Below are 22881 nucleotides of genomic sequence, written 5' to 3' on the forward strand. Positions count from 1 at the left end.
GCATGCGCACTGAAGAACAGCAACGCTTGAAGGTTGACGATACGCGTCCTTCGATCCAGCCCCCATCTGACTGGCGCAGCCGCGTCATCGTAGAAGGCCGCATAGGACCCGCGGATGTACCTCACTGGTTGGCCGCGTCGTATGCCACGCTCAGGGGACATGTGATGGATCCTGACTATCCTTGCTTCTTTGGCACCATGGCGGAAAAACGGGGGGAGATGTTCTATTCGTATGTCGAAGATATGGATTTGACGGCCTTGCCCGCGACCATGGCGGCATTCTCCGAGCTGTCCGTGCAGCCCCGCTATGAAAAGAACAATATCGCCATCTTCTTCACGCCCGACGAGCGGCCGTTGACGCATAAGCGCTACCACGAGTTGTTCTGGCGGGTACTGCAGTACCTGCACGACGCCGATCAGCATCCCGATGTCGAGGAACAGCCTGATCCCAGTCATCCCGATTGGGAGTTTTCGTTCGCCGGGGTGCAGATGTTCGTGGTGTGTGCTTGCCCGTCGTTCGAGCAGCGCCATAGCCGCAATCTGGGACCAGGGATGGTGCTGCTGTTCCAGCCACGAAGCGTTTTTCTCGACAAGGTGACCAACCGCGTCATCGGCGTGCAGGCACGTAATGAGGTGCGGCGGCGGCTGTCGACCTGGGACAGCATTCCCGCCCACCCGGACCTCGGTTTCTATGGCGACCCCGGCAACCTGGAGTGGAAACAGTATTTCCTGCCTGACGACAACACGCCGGCGGTGGACCGTTGTCCCTTCCTCAGCCGGCGCGCTGCCGCGGCACAAGGGGACGGCGCTTCGCCGGAGGACGTCAGGATCGCTGATGCGGGACAGAGCCGGGGAAGAAAATGAGCGCTGTGCCTGCCGATCATCGGCTCTTGACGGTATCTCAAGCCTACGCTGCCTTGCCAGCCGACAAGCGACGCGAGTTCAGGCAGCGGGTACGGGAGCGGGGCATCAAGGCCAACCAGCTTCCTATCGTGCCTTTTCCCGACCGCGGTGGTCGTTTTCCGCTGTCGCACGCGCAGGAGAGACTATGGTTCCTTTGGCGCCTGGACCCGGAAAGTTCGGCCTATAACCTGTCCAGCTCGGTGCGTTTGGTCGGATCGCTGCGCGCGGATGCCGTAAGAGCGGCCGTCGGCAGCCTGATAGAACGCCACGAGAGTTTGCGCAAATATTTTGGCGAGGCGGACGGCGTGCCGTGGCAAGCTGTCGGTAAGTCCCGTTATGGGTGGCACGAGGAGGATATCTCGGCACGCTCGCGTGAGGAGCAGGATCTGGCATTGCCGGATAAGTTGGCGGCGTTGACCCATGCGCCCTTCGATCTGCGCGACGGCCCACTCCTGCGAGTGGCAATGCTGCGACTGTCCGCGTCCGAGCACGTGCTGCACTTCGCCATGCATCACATCATTTCCGATGGCTGGTCCATGGACGTTCTCACGCGCGAGTTCGTGCAAGCATACCGTGCCAGTCATGGCGGGATGCCGCTCGGCTCCGCGCCGCTGCCGATCCAATATGGAGACTACGCTGCCTGGCAGCGGGAGTGGCTGGATGTAGAGGAACTGGAGCGGCAGCTGGCTTACTGGCGGCTCAGGCTCGGAGCGGAGCATCCGATATTGGAGCTACCTTTTTCCGGACGCCGAACGGGACTTCGTAGTGGACAGGGAAACCGCATCGTCAGGCAACTTACGCCGTCGCAGGCCGCGGCGTTGCGTGGTTTGGCGGTGTCGGGCGGCACAACGCTCTCCACCGTGATGTTGGCAGCCTACGCATTGCTGCTGTCGCGCTATACGAACCAGCAGGACGTTCGCATAGGCATTCCGGTAGCGGGTCGAAATCGTATCGAGACGGAGCCGCTCATCGGATTCTTCGTCAACACGCTGGTCATCCGCGGTGAGTTCGCGAACCTGATGCGCTGCGACGACTTATTGAGCCATATGCGTGATCGCGTCCTTGAGGCGCAGGAGCATCAGGATCTGCCGTTTTCCTGCCTGGTGGACGATCTGCAGCCTGCACGGATGCTGGATCAGACACCACTCTTCCAGGTGATGTTCAACTTCTCGGCGGCACACCCTCATGACGATGCCAGGCTTCCCGATCTGCGCGTTCAGTCCATGCCCGCCCAGATGGAAACCTCGCGCTTTGACCTGGTGCTGCATGCCGTGGATGGCGATGCCTTGTCGGTGGCATTCAACTACGCGACGGATGTCTTCGATGGTGGGACGATAGGACGTTTGCTCGATCATTATTGCGACATCCTGGATCAGTGGAGCCGTGGCGCTCGCCTTCTCGATGATATTCAGCTGAAGGACACGGGCGAGCCGCGCGGCGTGCTCGCGCAACATCCTTTTCTGCCAGTAACGACACGGATCGCGGCGCAGGCGGCGCGGGATCCCTCGCGTCCGGCCTTGCACTGCGAAGGCCAGCGGCTGGCGTATGGAGAGCTGGACGGCTGGGCCAATCGCATTGGCCGGCATTTGACACGGATGGGTGTACAGACGGAGGAGCGTGTGGGGCTATGCGTCACGCGTTCGCCCGGACTGGTCGCCGGTTTGCTCGGCGTGCTCAAGGCCGGCGCGGCGTTCGTCCCGCTGGACCCCGAATATCCGCGCGAGCGCCTGGCCTATATGCTGGAAGATGCCGGTGTGCGCCGGGTTCTGGCCGATGCGGTCACGGCGCGTGGCCTGGACTGGTTGCCGGCGGGCTGCGCGGTGGTGGACATCGATGAACTGGCGGCTCCGGATGGTGCCGGGGACAACCTGCCGTGGCAGGTGCCGGTTCATCCTGAGCAACTGGCTTACGTCATCTACACCTCTGGGTCGACCGGCAAACCAAAGGGGGTGGCGATCAGCCAGGCGGCGTTCAGCCGCCATCTGGATGACTTCATCGGCATCTACGGGATCACCGCGGCCGACAAGCAGTTGCAAAGCTCGACGATCAATTTCGACGTGTCCCTGCACGAGATGCTGCCCGCGCTTGCCCAGGGCGGGCAGGTGGAGATGCGTGGCCCGGCCGCCTGGGATTTGCAGCGCACCAGCCGGGCGCTGGCCGAGGAGGGCGTCACCTTCTCGCGGCTGCCGACGGCGTATTGGCAGCAGTGGCTGCGCGATCCGCCGGCTGCCGACACGCTCAAGGCCCTGCGCCAGATCACCGTGGGAGGCGAAGGCTTGCCCGGCGATGCGTTGGCGCGCTGGTTCGACGGACCGCTGGCCGGCATCCATCTGGACAATCTGTACGGCCCGACCGAGACGACGGTCGCCTGCATGTATCGGCGCACGCGTGCCGAAGATGCGCAGCAGGCGGTGGTGTCCATCGGCAGGCCGTATCCGTCGCGTAGCGTCTACGTCATGGATCGGCGCGGCAACGAAGTGCCGATCGGTGGCGTGGGCGAACTGTGCATCGGCGGCGACACCCTGGCGCGCGGGTATCTGGGCCGTGCCGCGTTGACGGCGCAGCAGTTCGTGCCGGATCCCTATCGCGACGACGGCGCGCGGCTTTACCGCAGCGGCGACATGTGCCGGCGCCGCGCCGATGGGGACATGGACTTCCTCGGCCGGCAGGACCAGCAGTTGAAGCTGCGCGGGATGCGCATCGAACTGGGCGAGATCGAAGCGGTAGTGCGGCAGGCGCCCGGCGTGGTCGAGGCGGTGGTGCAGCCCTGGGGCGAGGGAGAAGCGAAGCGCCTGGTAGGCTACGTCGTGGGCAACCGCGCGGGCGCCGCGCCGGATGACGTGATGGATGGCGTGGTGGACATGGATGCCGTCCGCGCGTGGACGCAGTCGCGCCTGCCGGCGTATATGGTGCCAGCCGCCTGGGTGACGCTTGACGCCTTGCCGCTGCTGCCGAGCGGCAAGCTGGACCGGCAGGCCTTGCCAGGTCCACGGATGGACGTGGGTGAGGACGGGCCGGTCGCCGCCGCCACGCCGGTGCAGGAACGGCTGTTGACGATCTGGCGCGAGGTGCTGGGCCGGGAGGACATCGGCATCCGCGATAACTTCTTCGAAGCGGGCGGCGATTCCATCCTCGCGCTGCGGGTGATAGCCATGGCACTGCGCCAGGGGCTGTCCTTGACGCCGCGCCAGGTCTTTGAATATCCCGACGTCGAGCGGTTGGCCGAGCAGGCCGTGCCCGCCGCCGCTGACCAGGTTCATGTCGAGATCCATGATTGGTTGCCGTTGACGCCCATACAGCAGGTCTTCTTCGATCGCTTTCCACACGGCGAGGCGCATTGGAATCAGTCAGTCCTCTTGCGCGTGGACGCGGGCGCGGACGTGGAGGCATTGGGGCAGGCGATGGATATGCTGCTTGCCAGCCACGACGCCTTGCGGCTGCGCTTTGACCGTGGGGACGGACACTGGCGGCAACGCGTGGAGCCCGGCTCTGACGTGGGGGTCATGACCCGGGTCGACCTGCGCGGCAGGACGGATTGGGCTGATCGCCTGACCGACGCCTGCTCGGCTCTGCAAAAGAGACTGAACCTGCAGGCGGGCCCACTGCTGCGCGCCTGCTATTTCCAGCTGGAAGACGCCGGACGTCTATTCATCGCGATCCATCATCTGGCCGTCGATGGCGTCTCGTGGCGTATTCTGTTCGACAACTTGCAGGGGCTCTATGCGCGCCTGGCTGACGGGCAACCGGCAACAGTCCTGGCCAGCCTGCCGTGGAGCGTATGGGCGCAGGAACTCTCGCGCTATGCCGCTCAAGCCAACGTGCGCGAAGAACAGGCCTGGTGGGCGCGAGCGCTACGCGCCGCGACTCCCTTGGCGGGCTTGCTGGACGAAACCGGCCATTCGGCTTACACCGGTGAGGCACCTCAAGCGCCCCGACGTAGTCAATTGGTATTGGACGCCGCCTTGACGCAAGGCCTGCTGGAACACGCCATGCGGGCGTACAAAGCCAGCATCGAGGACATCCTTCTGACAGCGTTGGCGCGTGCGGTGCGGGCGTGGAATGACAATGCGCATGTTCTCGTGGAAATGGAGGGGCATGGCCGTGAAACGGTCATCGAGGGGCTGGATACGGCGGCGACCGTGGGCTGGTTTACCACGCGCTATCCGGTCTTGCTGCCCATCGCGGGCGAAGCAGGTGCGGCCATCGTCGCCGTCAAGGAGGCCCTGCGCGCCGTTCCTCACCGGGGCCTGCATTGGGGTTTGCTGCGTCTGCATGACACAGAGTCCAGCCGCGCCGGACTCAAGGCCTTGGCGCGGCCGGAGATCAGCTTCAACTATCTGGGCCAGTTCGACCAGAGCTTGACGCCGGACGGCGTATTCGGTTTCGCCGGCGAAGCCACGGGGCCTTCGATGGCGGACGGCGGACGTTCGCCTTACGCCATCGACTTGCAAGGTCTGATGACGGGGGGCGCCTTGAAGCTGACGTGGACGTTCTCGGCGCGCGTGCCGGAGCAGGGCGCGGACAGCTTGATTGAACGCTTTGAGGCGGAGATACGCCTTCTGGCGCGCCATTGCGCCGATGCCCAGGTGCTGGCAACGCCCTCCGATTTTCCCCTGGCCGCACTGGACAGCGCGGCGCTGGCCGAGTTGCAGCTCCCCTGGGATCAGGTGCAGGATATCTATCCCGCCACCCCTTTGCAGGGCGGCATGTTGGTCCAGTGCCTGGCGCAGCCGGACGCCGGTCTCTATGTCGTGCAGAAACGCATGACCTTGTCGGGCGAACTCGATGGCGCGGCCATGCAGTCAGCCTGGGCCAGCGTCATCGCCCGCCACGATATCCTGCGTACCCACTTCGCGTGGACCCATGGTGGCGCGCCGCTGCAGGTGGTGCGCAAACATGCCGCGGTCCCCTATGCCTTGCACGACTACACGGGATACACGGCAGCCGACTATCAGGACAGGCTCAAGGCCTGGCAGGCCGATGATTTGACGCGGGGCCTGGATCTTGCCCGCGCGCCGCTTTTGCGCATCAATGTATTCGCCGCGGCTGATGGCACGCACGACGTGATCTGGACCGGGCATCACCTGGTGACCGATGGGTGGAGTGGCGGGCAGCTGCTCGGCGAGATCCTGCATGCCTACCGCGCCCGCAAAAGCGGCGCCGCCGGCCCAACCTTGCCGGCGCCCAGACAATTCAAGGAGTATGTGCGCTGGCTATCGCGCCAGCCGGACCCGCGCGACTGGTGGCGGTCAGCCACCGAACGCTTGCGCGACCCTGCCTTGGCTCTCCCGTCGTTGGGATCGCGCACCGCTAAAGCGGCATCCGAGCATCGGCCGTTCCTGCCATGCCAACGCGTCATGGAAATCGATACCGCGCTGCAAGAAGCGGTGCGCACCCGTGCCCGCGCCAGCCAGGTGACCATGAATACCCTGGTGCAGGGTGCCTGGGCTTTGCTGCTGGCCCGCTTGGGCAACCGCGATCAGTCCGCCTTCGGCGTCACGGTAACCGGGCGCCCGGCCGGATTGCCGGGTATGGAGCACATGCTGGGCATGTTCATCAATTCCTTGCCACTGTGGATCGATGTGCCCGCGTCCATGACCGTGGCGGAATGGCTGCGTCGTATCCAGGACCAGAACAGTTCGCTGCGCGAGGTCGAGCACAGTGATCTGGCGCGTGTGCAGCAGTGGATCGGCAGGTCCGGCGAGGCCTTGTTCGACAGCCTGGTGGTTTTCGACAATTACGCCGTGGACGAAGCGCTGCGTGAGGGCCCAGCCTTGCTGACGCTGGACCGGCTCGAGGCGGTCGAAACGACCCATTATCCGCTGGTGCTGACTGCCGCCTTCAACGACAAACTGGCCATCACCCTGAAATGGGATGCTGCGCGCATCGATGATGCCGCCGCCCGACATCTGTGCGGCGCTTATCTGGCGGCGCTGCGGGCGCTTGCGCGCGATGGCGAGGCGTTGTTGGCGGATGTGGGAATCACGGATGCAGCGGAGCGTGAAGTGCTGCGCCAGCAGAGCCGGCCGGTCAACGCGTACCCCGCCGCCGAGTTGATACATGAGCGCATTGCCGCCCATGCCGAACGCCGCCCTGGCGCCGTGGCGATCATGGATAGCGGGCGCTCCCATACCTATGGCGACATCGACACGCGCGCCAATCGCCTGGCGCACCGGCTCGTCGCCCTGGGCGTGGGCAAGGAGTCGCTGGTCGGCGTGGCGATGGCGCGCGGCGCGGATCTGGTGGTGGCCTTGCTCGCCGTGCTCAAGGCGGGCGCGGCTTACCTCCCGCTCGATCCCGCGTATCCGCGCGCGCGCCAGGAATACCTGGTCCAGGACAGCGGTCTGTCCCTGCTGCTGACGGAGTCCGGCGCGCGTGCGCGCCTGCCGGACGTTGCCGTGCCGCTGCTGGTGGTGGACGAAGAGGATTTGTCGACGCTGCCGGCCACTCGGGTCGAAACGCGACTGCATCCAGATAATCTTGCCTACGTCATCTATACCTCGGGATCCACGGGGCAGCCGAAGGGTGCCCAGCTGACTCACCGTAACGTCGCCCGTTTGCTGGCGAGTACGCAGGCGGATTTCGCTTTCGACGAGCACGACGTCTGGACTTTGTTCCACTCCTACGCCTTTGACTTCTCAGTGTGGGAGATATTTGGCGCGCTATGCCACGGCGGCCGCCTGGTGATCGTTCCCTACGACACCAGCCGTTCACCGCAAGCCATGTTGGCGTTGTTGCGCGAGTACGGTGTTACGGTGTTGAATCAGACGCCATCGGCATTCGGCCAGTTGGCGCAGATACCGGACCTCGATCGGACGGACGATCTGGCCTTGCGAGTGGTGATCTTTGGCGGCGAAGCGCTTGATCCCCGTACTTTGCGTCCATGGGTGGATCGCTTCGGCGTGACCCGCCCGCGATTGGTGAACATGTATGGCATCACGGAAACCACCGTTCACGTCACCCATCGCGTCATCGAGGCCGGGGATGTCGCAAGAGGCGCCAGTCCGATAGGCCGACAGCTCCCCGATCTGGGGATGTATGTCCTGGATCGCGCGGGTCAACTTGCGGCCGATGGCGCGGTGGGCGAACTGTATGTGTCCGGAGCCGGATTGGCGCGTGGTTATCTGGGTCGTCCGGGCCTGACAGCGGACCGCTTCGTGCCCGATCCGGACGACGGCGCGGGTGGCCGGCTCTATCGCACGGGGGATGCTGCGAGGCGCGGGTTCGACGGCGAGCTGACGTATCAGGGCCGGGTCGACGACCAGGTGAAAGTGCGCGGACATCGAATTGAATTGGGCGAACTACAGGCGCATTTGCAGGGGCTGCCTGGAGTGGCCCAGGCCGTGGTTCTCGCCCGTGTGGGCGCCACGGGTCCCCAGTTGGTGGCTTACGCGACAGCGCGGCCGGGCGTGGATCTGGACGGCGGCGCGCTGCGCGAGGCCATGGCGCGGCAGTTGCCGGAACATATGGTCCCCGCGACGGTGCAGGTGTTGACGCGAATGCCGCTCACCCCGAATGGCAAGGTGGATCGCGCCGCGCTGCCCGAGCCCGTCTTCACGTCTTCCGCCTATGAGGCGCCGCGCGGTGAACGAGAAAAGACGGTGGCACGGGTGTGGGAGGAAGTGCTGGGGCTGGAGCGCGTCGGCCGGGAGGACAATTTCTTCGCTTTGGGCGGCGACTCGATCCTGAGTCTGCAGATCGTGGCCCGTATCAATCGGCTGGGATACGCCGCTACGCCCAAGCATCTTTTCGACGCGCCGACCGTGGCCGGCATGGCGGCCGTCCTGCCGCTTGCCCTGGCGCCGGTATCCGGGGAGGTGGCGGCGCCGATGAGTCGCCCGGATGTGGCGCGCCTGCTGGACGATCCAGACAACGTAGAGGATATCTATCCCGCCACTCCGCTGCAGAACGGCATGTTGTTCCACAGCCTGTTGCAGGACGGGCAGGGCGTATACGTCAACCAGAAGTGCTTCACCTTGGGCGGGCATCTGGATGTTGCCCGTTTCGAGGCGTCCTGGGCGCTGGCGTTTGAGCGCCACGCCATTCTGCGGACAGCCTTCACGTGGCGGCATGGCGGCGACGCCTTGCAGGTGGTGGCGCGTCGTGTGGTCGTGCCCATGACGGTGCATGCCGACGCGCCGGCCGATGCCCGGACGTATCCGGCCTTCCTCTCGACCTGGCGCCAGGCGGATCTTGCGCGCGGGTTCGACCTGGAAACCGCGCCCCTGCTGCGCATCAATCTGTTCCGGCGGCCTGACGGCGACCATGATTGCGTCATCACGGATCACCACGCCTTGCTGGATGGCTGGAGTGACGCTCAATTGATCGGCGAGATCATCCATACCTACAAAGCCCTGGCCGCGGGCAAGGCCGCGCAACTACCCGCACCCGGCCGCTACGGGGATTACGTGAGTTGGGTAAGTCGACAGCCGAGCACGGAAGGCTGGTGGCGACAACACGTGGAAGGCGAGGAAGCCGCCAGACTGGGCAGCAGCCTGTTGCAGCCCGGCAGCGCCGGCGTCTACGCGACAGAGCGCCTGCGTCATCACGTACACGAGTTGGACGAGGCGGCGACGGAGGCGCTGGCCCGAGCCGCCCGGCATTACGGCGTTACGGTCAACACGCTGGTGCAGGGCGCCTGGGCTTTGCTGCTGGGGCGTCTGGGCGACAAGCGGCGTGCCGTGTTCGGCATCACGGTCTCGGGTCGCCCGTCGGTCTTGCCGGGGGTGGAGCATATTCTTGGCTTGTTCATCAACAGCCTTCCGCTTTGGGTGCGGGTTCCAGGGGACAGCCCCCTGAGCGCGTGGTTCGGCGACCTGCAGACGGCCAATGGCGAACTGCGCGAACGGTCGCATGCGTCGGTTTCCCAAGTGCAACAATGGACCGGCCTCGCGGGAGAGGCGCTGTTCGACAGCCTGCTTGTCTTCGAAAACTATCCGATCGACAAGGCGATGCGCTCGGGCGACAGCGAGGTGACCATACGCGAAGTGGCCTTGACCGAGCGCACGCACTATCCGATGGTGCTCGTCGCGGTGCCGGGGGTGCATACGCGGTTCCGTTGGAAGTTCGACAGCGGCCGTATCGACGAAGCCGCAGTTGGGCGATTGGCGACCCAGTTCCTCCATATCCTCGACCAGTTTGCCGATACGGAGGGGATACGGACCTTGGCCGAGGTGAAGCTGCTTATGGATGGGCCGGCACGGGCGTCCCGGGCCTTGCATGTTTTTTTCCCGGCGGCGACGCGGATCGCGGCACAGGCGGCGCGGGATCCCTCACGTCCGGCCTTGCACTGCGAAGGCCGGCGGCTGGCGTATGGAGAGCTGGACGGCTGGGCCAATCGCATCGGCCGGCATTTGACGCGGATGGGTGTACGGACGGAGGAGCGTGTGGGGCTATGCGTCACGCGTTCGCCCGGACTGGTCGCCGGTTTGCTCGGCGTGCTCAAGGCGGGCGCGGCGTTCGTCCCGCTGGACCCCGAATATCCGCGCGAGCGCCTGGCCTATATGCTGGAAGATGCCGGTGTGCGCCGGGTTCTGGCCGATGCGGTCACGGCGCGCGGCCTGGACTGGCTGCCGGCGGGCTGCGCGGTGGTGGACATCGATGAACTGGCGGCTCCGGATGGTGCCGGGGACAACCTGCCGTGGCAGGTGCCGGTTCATCCTGAGCAACTGGCTTACGTCATCTACACCTCTGGGTCGACCGGCAAACCAAAGGGAGTAGCGATCAGCCAGGCGGCGTTCAGCCGCCATCTGGATGACTTCATCGGCACCTACAGGATCACCGCGGCCGACAAGCAGCTGCAAAGCTCGACGATCAATTTCGACGTGTCCCTGCACGAGATGCTGCCCGCGCTTGCCCAGGGCGGGCAGGTGGAGATGCGTGGCCCGGCCGCCTGGGATTTGCAGCGCACCAGCCGGGCGCTGGCCGAGGAGGGCGTCACCTTCTCGCGGCTGCCGACGGCGTATTGGCAGCAGTGGCTGCGCGATCCGCCGGCTGCCGACACGCTCAAGGCCCTGCGCCAGATCACCGTGGGAGGCGAAGGCTTGCCCGGCGATGCGCTGGCGCGCTGGTTCGACGGACCGCTGGCCGGCATCCATCTGGACAATCTGTACGGCCCGACCGAGACGACGGTCGCCTGCATGTATCGGCGCACGCGTGCCGAAGATGCGCAGCAGGCGGTGGTGTCCATCGGCAGGCCGTATCCGTCGCGTAGCGTCTACGTCCTGGATCGGCGCGGCAACGAAGTGCCGATCGGCGGCGTGGGCGAACTGTGCATCGGCGGCGACACCCTGGCGCGCGGGTATCTGGGCCGTGCCGCGTTGACGGCGCAGCAGTTCGTGCCGGATCCCTATCGCGACGATGGCGCGCGGCTTTACCGCAGCGGCGACATGTGCCGACGCCGCGCCGATGGGGACATGGACTTCCTCGGCCGGCAGGACCAGCAGTTGAAGCTGCGCGGGATGCGCATCGAACTGGGCGAGATCGAAGCGGTAGTGCGGCAGGCGCCCGGCGTGGTCGAGGCGGTGGTGCAGCCCTGGGGCGAGGGAGAAGCGAAGCGCCTGGTGGGCTACGTCGTGGGCAACCGCGCGGGGGCCGCGCCGGATGACGTGATGGATGGCGTGGTGGACATGGATGCCGTCCGCGCGTGGACGCAGTCGCGCCTGCCGGCGTATATGGTGCCAGCCGCCTGGGTGACGCTTGACGCCTTGCCGCTGCTGCCGAGCGGAAAACTGGACCGGCAGGCCTTGCCAGGTCCACGGATGGACGTGGGTGAGAACGGGCCTGTCGCCGCCGCCACGCCGGTGCAGGAACGGCTGTTGACGGTCTGGCGCGAGGTGCTGGGTCGGGAGAACATCGGCATCCGCGATAACTTCTTCGAAGCGGGTGGCGATTCCATCCTCGCGCTGCGGACGATCGCGCTGCTGAAGGCACGCGGTGAGACCCAGGTGAGCCTGGCGATGCTGTTCGAGGGCGGAACGGTCGAAGCGGTCGCCGCGCTCGCGGGAAATAACGCGATCGCCAAGCCGCCTTCGAACGTCATTGCATTGAATCGCTGCAATGGGGACGACGCGGCGCAGGCTACGCTTTTCGCCATCCATCCCGGCTATGGCTTCGTCAGCGAATACCAGGATCTGGCCATGCACGTGGCGCCCGACATCCAGGTGTACGGCCTGGCATCGCCCATACACACCGAGACCGATTGGTGGCCGGGACGAATGAGCGATGTGGCGCAGGACTATGCCGCCCGGATACGCCGCGTGCAGCCCACCGGGCCTTATCGGCTACTGGGATGGTCCACCGGCGGCAATCTGGCGGTCGCCGTCGCACGGGTCTTCGAGGCGCAAGGCAATCAGGTGGCGTTCCTTGGGGTCGTCGATGCGCTGGCGTCACCCCCGGCGCGCAGGGCCGACGACTTGCCCGACGCGGAGATAAGCGAAGCCGACGTGGACGACGTGCTCGATTGGGTACGCGCGAGTCGCACCAGGTTGAGCTATCGCCTGGACGACGACGCCGCGCTGCGTGGCCTTGCCCGGCAAGCCTTGCGGGTCGTCCGCCATTTCGAGTCCCTGGCGCCTGATACGGGGGCGAATCCTTTGCGCGTGGTGCCCACACTGTGGTTTGCCGGCCAACCGAATCCGGATCACGTGCCTGTCCGCCACGACGCGTGGCGCGCTGTCTTCGAGCAGGCAACCGTACTGGCGGATGTGATCGACACGGATCATCTGGGGATCATTCGTCATCCGGCCTTCCTGGAGAGCCTGAAGCGGCGCCTGGGGGCAAGCACGATGGGCAGGCCCGCGCACGAGCAGGACCGCCGCGCCGCGTACATCCTGGCGCAGGCAGAGGAGCAGGCATGAACGGCAACTTTCTCACGATTTGGGGACGCTTGCGGGAACACGCCGCCCGGCGCGGAGGGGACCTCGCGCTGATCTGCCTGGACCGGCAGGGCAAGTCCGCCCATACCTACGCGCAACTGGAAAGCCGTGCGCGCCAGATCGCCGCGGTGCTGATGCGGACGTCGGCGCCCGGCGACCGCGTCTTGTTGCTGCTGGACAGCGGCCTGGACTATGTCGCGGCGTTCTTCGGCTGCCTGGCAGCGGGGTTGGTGGCAGTCCCCGCATTTCCGCCCGAAACGTCGCGGCCGCATCACATGCGGCGCATCGCGGTCATCGCGGCCGATGCCGACGCCAGTCATGTCCTTGCCTTGGCGGGGCAGTTGTCGGATCTACGTGACACGTTAGGCACGCACGGCGCTATCCGATATCTCGCCGTCGACACCATGACAGGCGCGGGTTTTCGCGGCCCCGGCCATGACGCGGCCCCCGGGGATACGGCTTTTCTCCAATACACCTCCGGGTCCACCGCGGATCCGAAGGGTGTCATGGTCACGCACGGCAATCTGATCGCCAACGAGATTGCCATACGCGAGAAGCTGGGCATCACAGCAGACGATATCTTCGTCAGCTGGCTGCCGCTATTCCACGATATGGGCTTGATCGGCACGGTCTTGCAACCCGTCTTCAGCGGGATTCCGCTGGTGCTCATGTCACCCGCCTACTTCCTGGAACGGCCGGTACGGTGGCTGGAGGCGATCAGCCGCTTTCGCGGGACGGTGTCGGGCGGGCCGGACTTTGCCTATCGGCTCTGCGCCGACCGCGTCGGCGATGCGCAAAGGGCAGCGCTGGATCTATCGAGCTGGCGCGTCGCTTTTTCGGGATCGGAGCCGGTGCGTCATAGCACGTTATGCGACTTCCGCGTTCGATACGCGCCCGCCGGATTCGATGAGAACGCCTTATACCCATGCTATGGACTCGCGGAAGCGACCTTGCTGGCGACGGGTATGACGCGTGGGGCGGGCATGAAAACGCAGCCTCGACGGCATATGGCAGATAGCCACGCCGGCACGGACGCGGCGATTGCCACGCACGATGGCACCGTCCCCGCGAAACCTGCGTCCAGCGCCGGCGTCGTCGAAGCGCCCGATGTCATCTGCGGTGCCGCGCCCTCGGGCCACGAGATCAGAATCGTGGACCCGGCGACGCTAAGCGCGGTGGCAGACGGCGATGAGGGGGAAATCTGGTTCGCCGGGCCCAGCGTGGCGGCGGGCTACTGGCGCAATCCGGCAGCCACCCAGGCCACTTTCGTCGAACATGCGGGGCAGCGCTGGCTGCGTACGGGCGACATGGGAAGGCTGACCCCCGCAGGTTTGCTGGTCGCCGGGCGCCTGAAGGATGTCATCGTCGTTCGTGGCCAAAAGTGGCACCCGCAGGATATCGAACAGGAGATCGAGGCGCGCGTCGTTCATGCGCGCAAGGGCCGGGTGGCGGCGTTCGCCGCGGCGACGGAGCAAGGCGAGGGCATAGGCATCGCGATGGAGATTTCCCGTGCCAGCCGCAAGGCGGTCGCCACGGATGTTATTGCGCGGTCGGTGGACGATGTCGTCGGCGCGTTGGCTGGCGAGGCAGCCCGGGTCATTGTCTTGCTGGAGCCTGGCGCCTTGCCGAAAACCACCAGCGGCAAACTGCAACGCGATCAGGTGCGACGAGGTTGGCAATCCGGCAGCTTGGCCGCCTACGAGATCCTGACGAAAACCGCCGCTGGCGCCCTCGGCGATATCGCCCCCCCGACCACGTCGGATATCCAGGGTGGCTCGAAAACCGAGGCAACGACGCCTATGCAGGCCTGGATGGCCACGGCGTGGCGATTGGCGATAGGCGAAGCGATCAGCGCCGGTCCCGCCGATCACTTTTTTGCCTGCGGCGGCACGTCGCTGAGCGCCGTGGAAGTGGCGGCCCGGGTGCGGCAGGAATGGCGCATCGATTTCGATGCCGCGGACCTCTACGCGCATCCGGTATTGTCGGATGCGACGAACCTGATCGCGCATCGGCGCGACCGCGTTGGCGGAGACCGTGCCGCGCTGGATGCGAATGCGACGGGGGGCGCACACGCCAGAACGTCGGCAAGTACACCCCATGCGCGCGACTACGGAGCCGGCGACGCCGCGCCATTGAGCCATGCCCAGGAGCGCCAGTGGTTCCTCTGGAGCCTGAATCCCAAGAGCACGGCCTACAGCGTGAACGTCTGCCTGAAGTTGGCGGGACATCTGGATGTGGAAGCCTTGCGTGCTGCCCTCGCCGCTACCGCGCGGCGCCATCCGATCTTGCTGACGCGATTTCGCGCGGGCGCCGAAGGCCGGGTTCGTCAGATTTTGCCGGACGGGCGGGCTTCGCTCGAAATCCCGCTGACGGATTGCCGTGAAGAGGCCGACGCCTACGGGCACGCATTGGCGCAATTGCTGGGAAAAGCGGAAGCGCCATTCAACCTGCTCGAAGACGCGCCGTCGCGCGCCCAGCTTTTTCAATATGCTGACGACGGCCATCTGCTGCTCTGGTCGCAACATCACATCGTGACCGATGCCTGGTCGGTGCGCTTGCTGCTCGACGAATGGTTCCATCTTTATGCGCAGGCGCGCGCACGCGGCGCTACTGCTCTGCTGCTGCGTGAGGCCCCCGCCTTGCAGTATGCCGACTATGCCAGCTGGGAACGCGAACGCCTGGCGGATGGAGCACGGGAAGAGGACGTGGCCTACTGGAAAGGCCAGCTGGCGGCGCGCAACGGCCTGGCGGTGCTGGCGCCGGACCTGCCGCGCGAACGGCACCGCGTCTATCCCGCTCGGACACTGGCAATGAGCCTGCCTTTGCGCGAGGCCCGTCGGCTGGTGACCTGCGCTCGCAGCCATGGCGTGACGCCGGCGATTGTCCTGCTTAGCGCGCTGGATCTGCTGCTGCATGTCCATACGCGTGCAACCCAGGTGCGTGTCGGCTTGCCAGTAGCCAACCGGACGCCGCCTGTCGTGGAGTCCTTGCCGGGCCTGTTCGTGAATACCTTGCCGCAGCAGGTGCGGATCGAAGCGCAAGATCGCTTGTCAACGGTATTGGCAAGGGTCGCGGAAGCCGTGATGGCGGGCCAGGCCCATCAAGGCATGCCGCTCGATCAATTGGCCCGCCTCATGCCGCCGGACGCTGAGCATGGGGCGGAACTCACGCCGGTGGTCTTCAATCATTTCCGGGGCGATACCTCGCATCTCGGCGCGGTCAGCGGCGTGGGCGTGGAAGAAGTTTCCGTGCCCGAGCGGCTGGCTCGCTTCGACCTCACCCTGGACGTCCGGGAGTTCGTTGACGGGCGCTTCGAACTGCGCTTCATTCATGCCAGCCCGTTATTCGCGGCGGCGCGGATCGACCGCCTGGCGGCACATTATCTGCGCATACTGGACGCCTTGTTCAGCGACCCGGCGCAAGACGTGGCGAGCCTGGATGTGCTCGATGCCGATGAGCGCCAGCGGTTATCGGCACGTGGGGCGCCTCGGCGGTCATACGCAGCACCGATGGTTCTGGAGGCCTATGCAAGGCAGGTCGCGGCCCAGCCGGATGCCGTGGCCGTGTGCATGCATGCGCCTGCGCGAACGCATTCGGGACGGTCAGTGGGGGGCGATTCGCCGGCGGCCTGCCTATGGCTGACCTATGGGCAGCTGGATGCGGCGGCCAATCGGGTAGCGCATGGCTTGATCGCGCGGGGTGTCGGCGTGGAGTCGCGGGTAGGGCTGGCGATGGGGCGCGGCCCGGACCTGATCGTGGGGCTGCTGGGCATCCTCAAGGCCGGCGCGGCCTATGTGGCCCTGGATCCGGCTTATCCGCATGCGCGCTTGACACAGATGGTGGACGATGCCGGGATCGAGGTCGTCGTCTCCGACACGCCGGCCTTGGCGGCGCTGCCGCGGGCGTGGCCGGTGCAGTGGCTGTGTGTCGATGCCCTGGACGCCAGGCTGCCGGCGCATGCGCCGGACGTCGCGATAAGGCCGGACAATCTCGCCTACGTCCTGTATACGTCAGGCTCCACGGGTGTGCCCAAGGGCGCGCAGATGACACACGGGAACGTCGCGCGTCTTCTGGCGGCCACGCAGCGGTGGTTCAACTTTGGTCCGGACGATGTCTGGACCCTGTTCCACTCCTATGCCTTCGATTTCTCGGTCTGGGAGATTTTTGGCGCGCTATGCCATGGCGGCCGGCTGGTGGTCGTAAGCGCCGAGCAGGCGCGGGCGCCGGCGAGTTTCCTGTCGCTGCTGCGCGCGGAAGGCGTGACGGTACTGAACCAGACTCCCTCGGCGTTCGGGCAATTGATGCGGGTGCCTGGACTGCATGACGGCGCGGTGAAGCAGGAACGCGCCGAACTATTCGAAGGCATAGCCCAGGACGAGGGCGTAGCGCGGGACGAGGGCGGCCAATTGCCCGCGCTGCGCCTGCGCTGGGTGATCTTTGGCGGCGAGGCGCTGGACCCTCGGATGCTGGCCGATTGGGTAGCAGGGCAGGGACCGCACGGGCCGCGTCTGGTCAATATGTATGGCATCACGGAAACGACGGTGCACGTGACGTACCGGGAGATCGTGAGGGAAGATCTTCGTGTGGCCGGCAGCCCCGTCGGCGAGGCGATCGACGACCTGGGACTGTACGTATTGGACGCGACCGGCCAGCCGGTGTCCTACGGTGAGTCGGGCGAGCTGCATGTCAGCGGGGCGGGGCTCACGCGCGGCTACCTGGGGCGCGCGGCGCTGACGGCCGAACGATTTATCCCCAATCCTTTTGCCGACGACGGCGGGCGGTTGTATCGCACGGGCGACCTGGCGCGCTGGTCGGAGGATGGCGAGTTGCACTACCTTGGCCGCATCGACCAGCAGGTGAAGATACGCGGCCACCGGGTGGAAGTCGGGGAAGTGCGCGCCCGGCTGCTGGAGCAGCCCGGCGTCGGCCAGGCAGTCGTCGTTGCCCGTGGCGTGGGCGCGGATGCGCGCCTGCTGGCCTATGTGACGCCTGCGATAACGCCTTCTTCCGCGCTGTCTGCGACGACGCGCTCCTCGCCGCCGCTCGCGGCGTTGCCTCTGGACGTGGCCGCGCTGCGCCAGGCCCTGGCCCAGTGCCTGCCTGCTTACATGCTGCCATCGGCCATCGAGGTGCTCGACCAGCTCCCGTTGACCCGCAACGGCAAGGTCGACGTCGCCGCATTGCCGGAGCCCACCCACGCCGGTCGCCACTACGACGCCCCGCAGAATTCGGGCGAAGAGGCCTTGGCCGGGATATGGCGCGATGTCCTCGGCGTCGCGCAAGTCGGCAGGCAGGACAATTTCTTCGAACTGGGCGGCCACTCTTTGCTTCTGGTTCGGTTGCACCTGCTGCTGGAAGAGAAACTACGGCCGGGACTGGATATCGTCGATCTGTTCAAGTATCCGACCATCGCCGCGCTCGCGGCCCGCATCGAAGCGGGGCGAAATTCGCCCCAGCACGCCCAGGATGAAGCCAACCGCGCGGCGCGACAACGCAGTGCCTTGTCGCGACAGCGCAGACTGACGGGACGGATAGGCTGATGGATATGGAAACCAGCGCGACCGATCAATATGATATGGACATCGCCATCGTCGGCATGGCGGGCAGGTTCCCCGACGCCGACAATGTGGATGCTTTCTGGGCCAATATCGTGCGCGGCCATGAGTCCGTGGTGTCCTTGACGGACGAAGCGCTGCTCGGCGCGGGCGTGCCCGCGGCGGTGCTCGGCGACCCCGACTACGTCAAGGCCGGCATTCCACTCGCGGACTACGACCGCTTCGACGCGGCATTCTTCGGCTATTCGCCGCGCGAGGCCGAACTGATAGACCCGCAGCAGCGTTTGCTGATGGAGTGCGCCTGGCAGGCGATCGAGCACGCCGGTTACGACGTCGATCGCTTGCAGGGCGTCGCGGGCATCTATGCGGGAACGGGGCCCAATCTCTATCTGCTGACCCATCTGGGTCCGCGCTTCGAGCTGGGCGCAGCGGCGGGCATCGCCGAATGGCTCAGTCTGATGAACGGTAATTCGGGAAATTCGCTGACGGGGCAGATCGCCTTTCGTTTGAACCTGCGAGGGCCGGCACTCACGGTCAATGCGGCGTGCTCGACTTCCCTGGCGGCCGTGCATCTGGCGGCGCGAGCGTTGCTCAATGAGGAGTGCGACGTCGCGTTGGCCGGCGGCGCCTGGATCAACCTGCTGCAACGCATGGGCTATCGCTACCAGGAGGGCGCCATCCTGTCGCGCGATGGCCATTGCCGTGCCTTCGATGCCGGCGCCAGTGGCACGCTGCTGGGCAGCGGCGCGGGCGTGGTGGTCCTCAAGCGCCTGCGCGATGCCTTGCGCGACAGTGACACCGTTCATGCGGTCATACGAGGCACCGCGATGAACAACGACGGCACCGACAAGGTCGGGTACACGGCGCCCAGTGTCTCGGGACAGGCCAGCGTGATACGCGGCGCACTGGCGATGGCGGATGTTCCGCCCGAGACGATACGGTACGTCGAGACACATGGCACCGGGACGATCCTGGGGGACCCCATAGAAGTGACGGCGCTCGCGGACGCCTATGGCAAAGGGCTGCCTGCCGCGTCTTGCGCCATCGGATCGGTCAAAACGAATATCGGCCATCTGGACGCCGCGGCAGGTGTCGCGGGACTGATCAAGACCGTGCTGGCGATCAAGCACGGAGTCTTGCCGCCCAGTCTGAATTTTCAGACGCCAAATCCGCGGATGAACCTCGATACCACGCCGTTCTACATCAACACCAGCGCCACACCCTGGCCCGATGCGGCGCTGGTGCGGCGCGCGGGTGTCAGCTCTTTTGGCATCGGTGGAACCAATGTTCATGTCGTGCTGGAGCAGGCGCCCGTCGCGGCAGCGGCTGGCGCGGCGCAACGTGCCTTCGCAGCGCCAGCCGGACAAGCCGTCCTTTTGCCCTTGAGCGCACGCACGGCCTCGGCGCTGACGGCCAAACGTGAAGAACTGGCGGCATATTTGCGGTCTGCCTGCGCAGCGCCAGAAGGCGCCGCGGGGCTGCAGGACGTCGGCTACACCCTGCGCGTAGGGCGCAGGCGCTTCGGCTACCGCTCGGTGACGGTGGCGCGTCTTCCCGAGCAAGCCGCGGCGTCGTTGGACGCATCGACACCGACGGCTGACGCGGTCACGATTCAAGGGCGAGCCCTGTCTGCGTCGCCGTCCGTGGCCCTGCTGTTCCCTGGGCAAGGCGCGCAGCATGCCGGCATGGGTCGCGTCTTGTATGCGCGCGATACCGTGTTCCGGCAGACCGTGGACACGTGCAGCGAGCTGTTGCGGCCATGGTTGGGGCTGGATCTGCGCACCTTGCTCTACCCGGACCAAGACGCAGCCGCGCAGGCGGAGCAGCGTCTGGCCCAGACAGACATGACGCAACCGGCCCTGTTCGTCGTGGAGTACGCGGCGGCCAGGATGTGGCAGCATTATGGCTTGCAGCCCGACGCGATGTTGGGCCACAGCATCGGGGAGTACGTCGCCGCTTGCGTCGCAGGGGTCTTCTCTTTACCGGACGCCTTGGCCATCGTCGCCATGAGGGGCAAAATCCTGCAGCAGAGCGCGCCGGCGAGCATGCTTGCCGCCAGCCTCGCCGAAGACCAGATCATGGCTCTGCTGCCTGGCGATTGCGACCTGGCAGCGGTCAATGGGCCTGGCCAATGCGTTGTGGCCGGCCCGAGCGCGTCGATCGCGCGCCTGGCGGGCGACCTGCAACAAACTGGCGCCGTGGTGAGGGAGCTGGCCGTGACCCGGGCCTTCCATTCCGCCCAGTTGGACGCGGTTTTGCCGGCATTCGAGCAGCACCTGCGACAGTTTGAGCTGACGTCCCCTCGGATCCCTTTTCTTTCCAATCTGACGGGCACATGGATCACGCCGGACCAGGCGCGCGATCCGGCGTATTGGACCGCGCACGCCCGCGGCACGGTGCGCTTCGCGGATTGCCTGACGGCATTGCTGAGCAAGTCCGACCGCTTTCTGCTGGAAGCCGGACCGGGCGAGTCGCTGACGAATCTGGCCAGGCGCGCACTGGCCGCGGCGCCACAAACCGATACGTCCAGCATCCGCGCCGCCGCGACATTGAATCGTCCGGATCGTCCGGCCGATGCGGACCTGAGCCTGGACCGTTGCATGGCCAGTCTATGGGTAAGCGGCATCGACCTGAGTGAAGGGCCTTATTTTTCCGGGCAGGCCGGGCGCCGCATACCGCTGCCGACGTATCCGTTCGAGCGCCTGACTTATTGGATCGATGCGCCCGCCAGGGATAGCGCGAGGCGCATTGCCGACAAACCCGCCGCAAGCGGCATCTACTTCTATCGCCCTGTCTGGCGTCAGGCCCAGGCGCTCGGCCCCTTGAGTGAAGCAGAACTGGCCGGCGCGCGGGTGCTGCTTTGGGGGCGCGGCGACAAGTGGGATGACGCACTTGAGGCGCGGCTTGCCGCCTCGGGCGCAAGGGTGGCGCGCATCCAGGAAGACAAAGCGCCGACACGCGGCGACCCCGCCGGCTATGCGGCCGCGTTGGCCACCGCCATTCAGACCTTGGGACCGATCACCCACATCTTCCACACCACGTCCGTGGGCGCTGCCGACGATGAGGCGCTGGAAGCGGGTTATTTCAGTCTCGTCGAGCTGGCCCAGGCCGTGACGCGCGATAGCGCATATATAGCCGACGGCGGCGCGACGGTCATCGCCGTGACCCGGCATGCCGTGGATGTGTCCGGCGCCGAAACGATGGAGCCCGCGCGCGCCACCCTGGCTGGCGCCTGCGCCGTCATTCCGCTCGAAATCCCGTCGCTGGATGTACGCGTCGTCGATATCGGCGCGGCGGCCAGCGCGCCTGCCGCGGCGCTGGGAGAACGGCTCGTCGCGGAAGTCAGCCAGCCGGCCGGAACGCGTGCGGTCGCCTTGCGGGGAAACCAACGGTGGCTGCTCGACTATGAGCCGGTGACGACCGAAACAGCGTCGCCCACCAGCCGGTTACGCGTCGGCGGCGTCTACGTGATTACCGGCGGCCTAGGGGGAATCGGCGCCGCGCTGGCGCGGCATCTACTGGTCAAGTGGCAAGCGCGGGTCGTGCTGGTGTCGCGCCGGCCAGTCGAGCAGGCTAACGCGCAGGTCGCCGCGTTGGGAGGCGTCGATGCGGATACCGCGGCCCGCCTGATGTTCTTGCAGGCCGATGTCACGGACCCGGTGGCGTTGGAGGCAGCGGTGGCGGCCGTACTTGCGCGCTTCGGCGCAATCAACGGCGTCATTCACGCCGCCGGCTTGGCGGGTGGCGGCATGTTGCAGGGACGTACCCGCGCCGCGATGGACGCGGTCATTGCGCCCAAGGTCGCCGGAACGCGGGCCCTGCTCGCCGCAGTGATGCCGCATGCCCCGGACTTCATACTCCTTTGCTCGGCGCTCGCCGGGGTGACCGGCGCCTATGGCCAGGCAGACTATTGCGCCGCGAACCGTTTCCTGGATGCGACGGCGCGCGGCGCCGCGGCGGATGTGCCGATATTGGCCATCGCCTGGGATGCCTGGCCGGGTGTCGGCATGGCTGCCGGCCAGCGTCTGGCGCCAGGGGTCGGGCTGACGCTGGAGCAGGGCCTGAATGCCTTCGAGCAATGCCTCGCCGGGATGGAAGACACGGTCATCGTGTCGAGCTTGCCCCTATCCACGCAATTCGCCCGGGCCCGAGGCATGGATCTCGCGGCTGCCTTGCCCGCGCACGTGGCGCAAGCGCGGTCCGCACAGGGGCGGCCGCCGCTGGAGACCCCATACATCGCGCCCTCGACCGAGCTGGAGACGGAATTGGCCGCTTTGTGGACGGAACTGCTGGGGACATCCGGCATCGGCACACACGACAGCCTGTTCGATCTGGGCGGCGATTCCCTGTTGGCCGTGCAGCTGCTGGTGCGCGCGCGCGACCGCTTCGGCGTTGCCTTGCACCCCGCCGAATTCTTCAAGTCGCCCTGCATAGCCGGGCTGGCGGAGCTGGTGGAGACCCGTCTGATCGATGCCCTGGAAGCCGAGGCGATCTCCGAGGAGACTCGGTGATGTGGCAATCCGCTGACGCAGCCTTGACCTGGTGACC

The 22881-nt window shown here is 66.2% G+C and carries 4 protein-coding genes; all 4 read left to right on the forward strand.

The annotated features are described in order from the left end of the window. Window positions 1-2: 2 nt before the first annotated feature. From CAL29_RS14710 to CAL29_RS14725, 4 genes are read left to right on the forward strand one after another with little or no spacing between them, the layout of a single operon-like run. Window positions 3-863 carry a YqcI/YcgG family protein gene (locus CAL29_RS14710; RefSeq protein ID WP_094853723.1) on the forward strand — a complete coding sequence of 287 codons (861 nt, stop codon included), beginning with the start codon at window positions 3-5 and terminating at the stop codon, window positions 861-863. Continuing rightward, window positions 860-12760, forward strand: a complete 11901-nt coding sequence (locus tag CAL29_RS14715; RefSeq protein ID WP_094853724.1) for a non-ribosomal peptide synthetase — start codon at window positions 860-862, stop codon at window positions 12758-12760. The genes CAL29_RS14710 and CAL29_RS14715 overlap by 4 nt, the downstream gene beginning before the upstream one ends. Beyond that, window positions 12757-18318 carry a non-ribosomal peptide synthetase gene (locus CAL29_RS14720; protein WP_094853725.1) on the forward strand — a complete coding sequence of 1854 codons (5562 nt, stop codon included), beginning with the start codon at window positions 12757-12759 and terminating at the stop codon, window positions 18316-18318. Before CAL29_RS14715 ends, CAL29_RS14720 begins: the two co-directional genes overlap by 4 nt. Next, complete coding sequence (locus CAL29_RS14725; RefSeq protein ID WP_256977465.1) at window positions 18318-22844, forward strand: type I polyketide synthase; 4527 nt, start codon at window positions 18318-18320, stop codon at window positions 22842-22844. The genes CAL29_RS14720 and CAL29_RS14725 overlap by 1 nt, the downstream gene beginning before the upstream one ends. Window positions 22845-22881: the final 37 nt, after the last annotated feature.

Source organism: Bordetella genomosp. 10, assembly GCF_002261225.1.
GTDB lineage: Bacteria > Pseudomonadota > Gammaproteobacteria > Burkholderiales > Burkholderiaceae_B > Bordetella_C.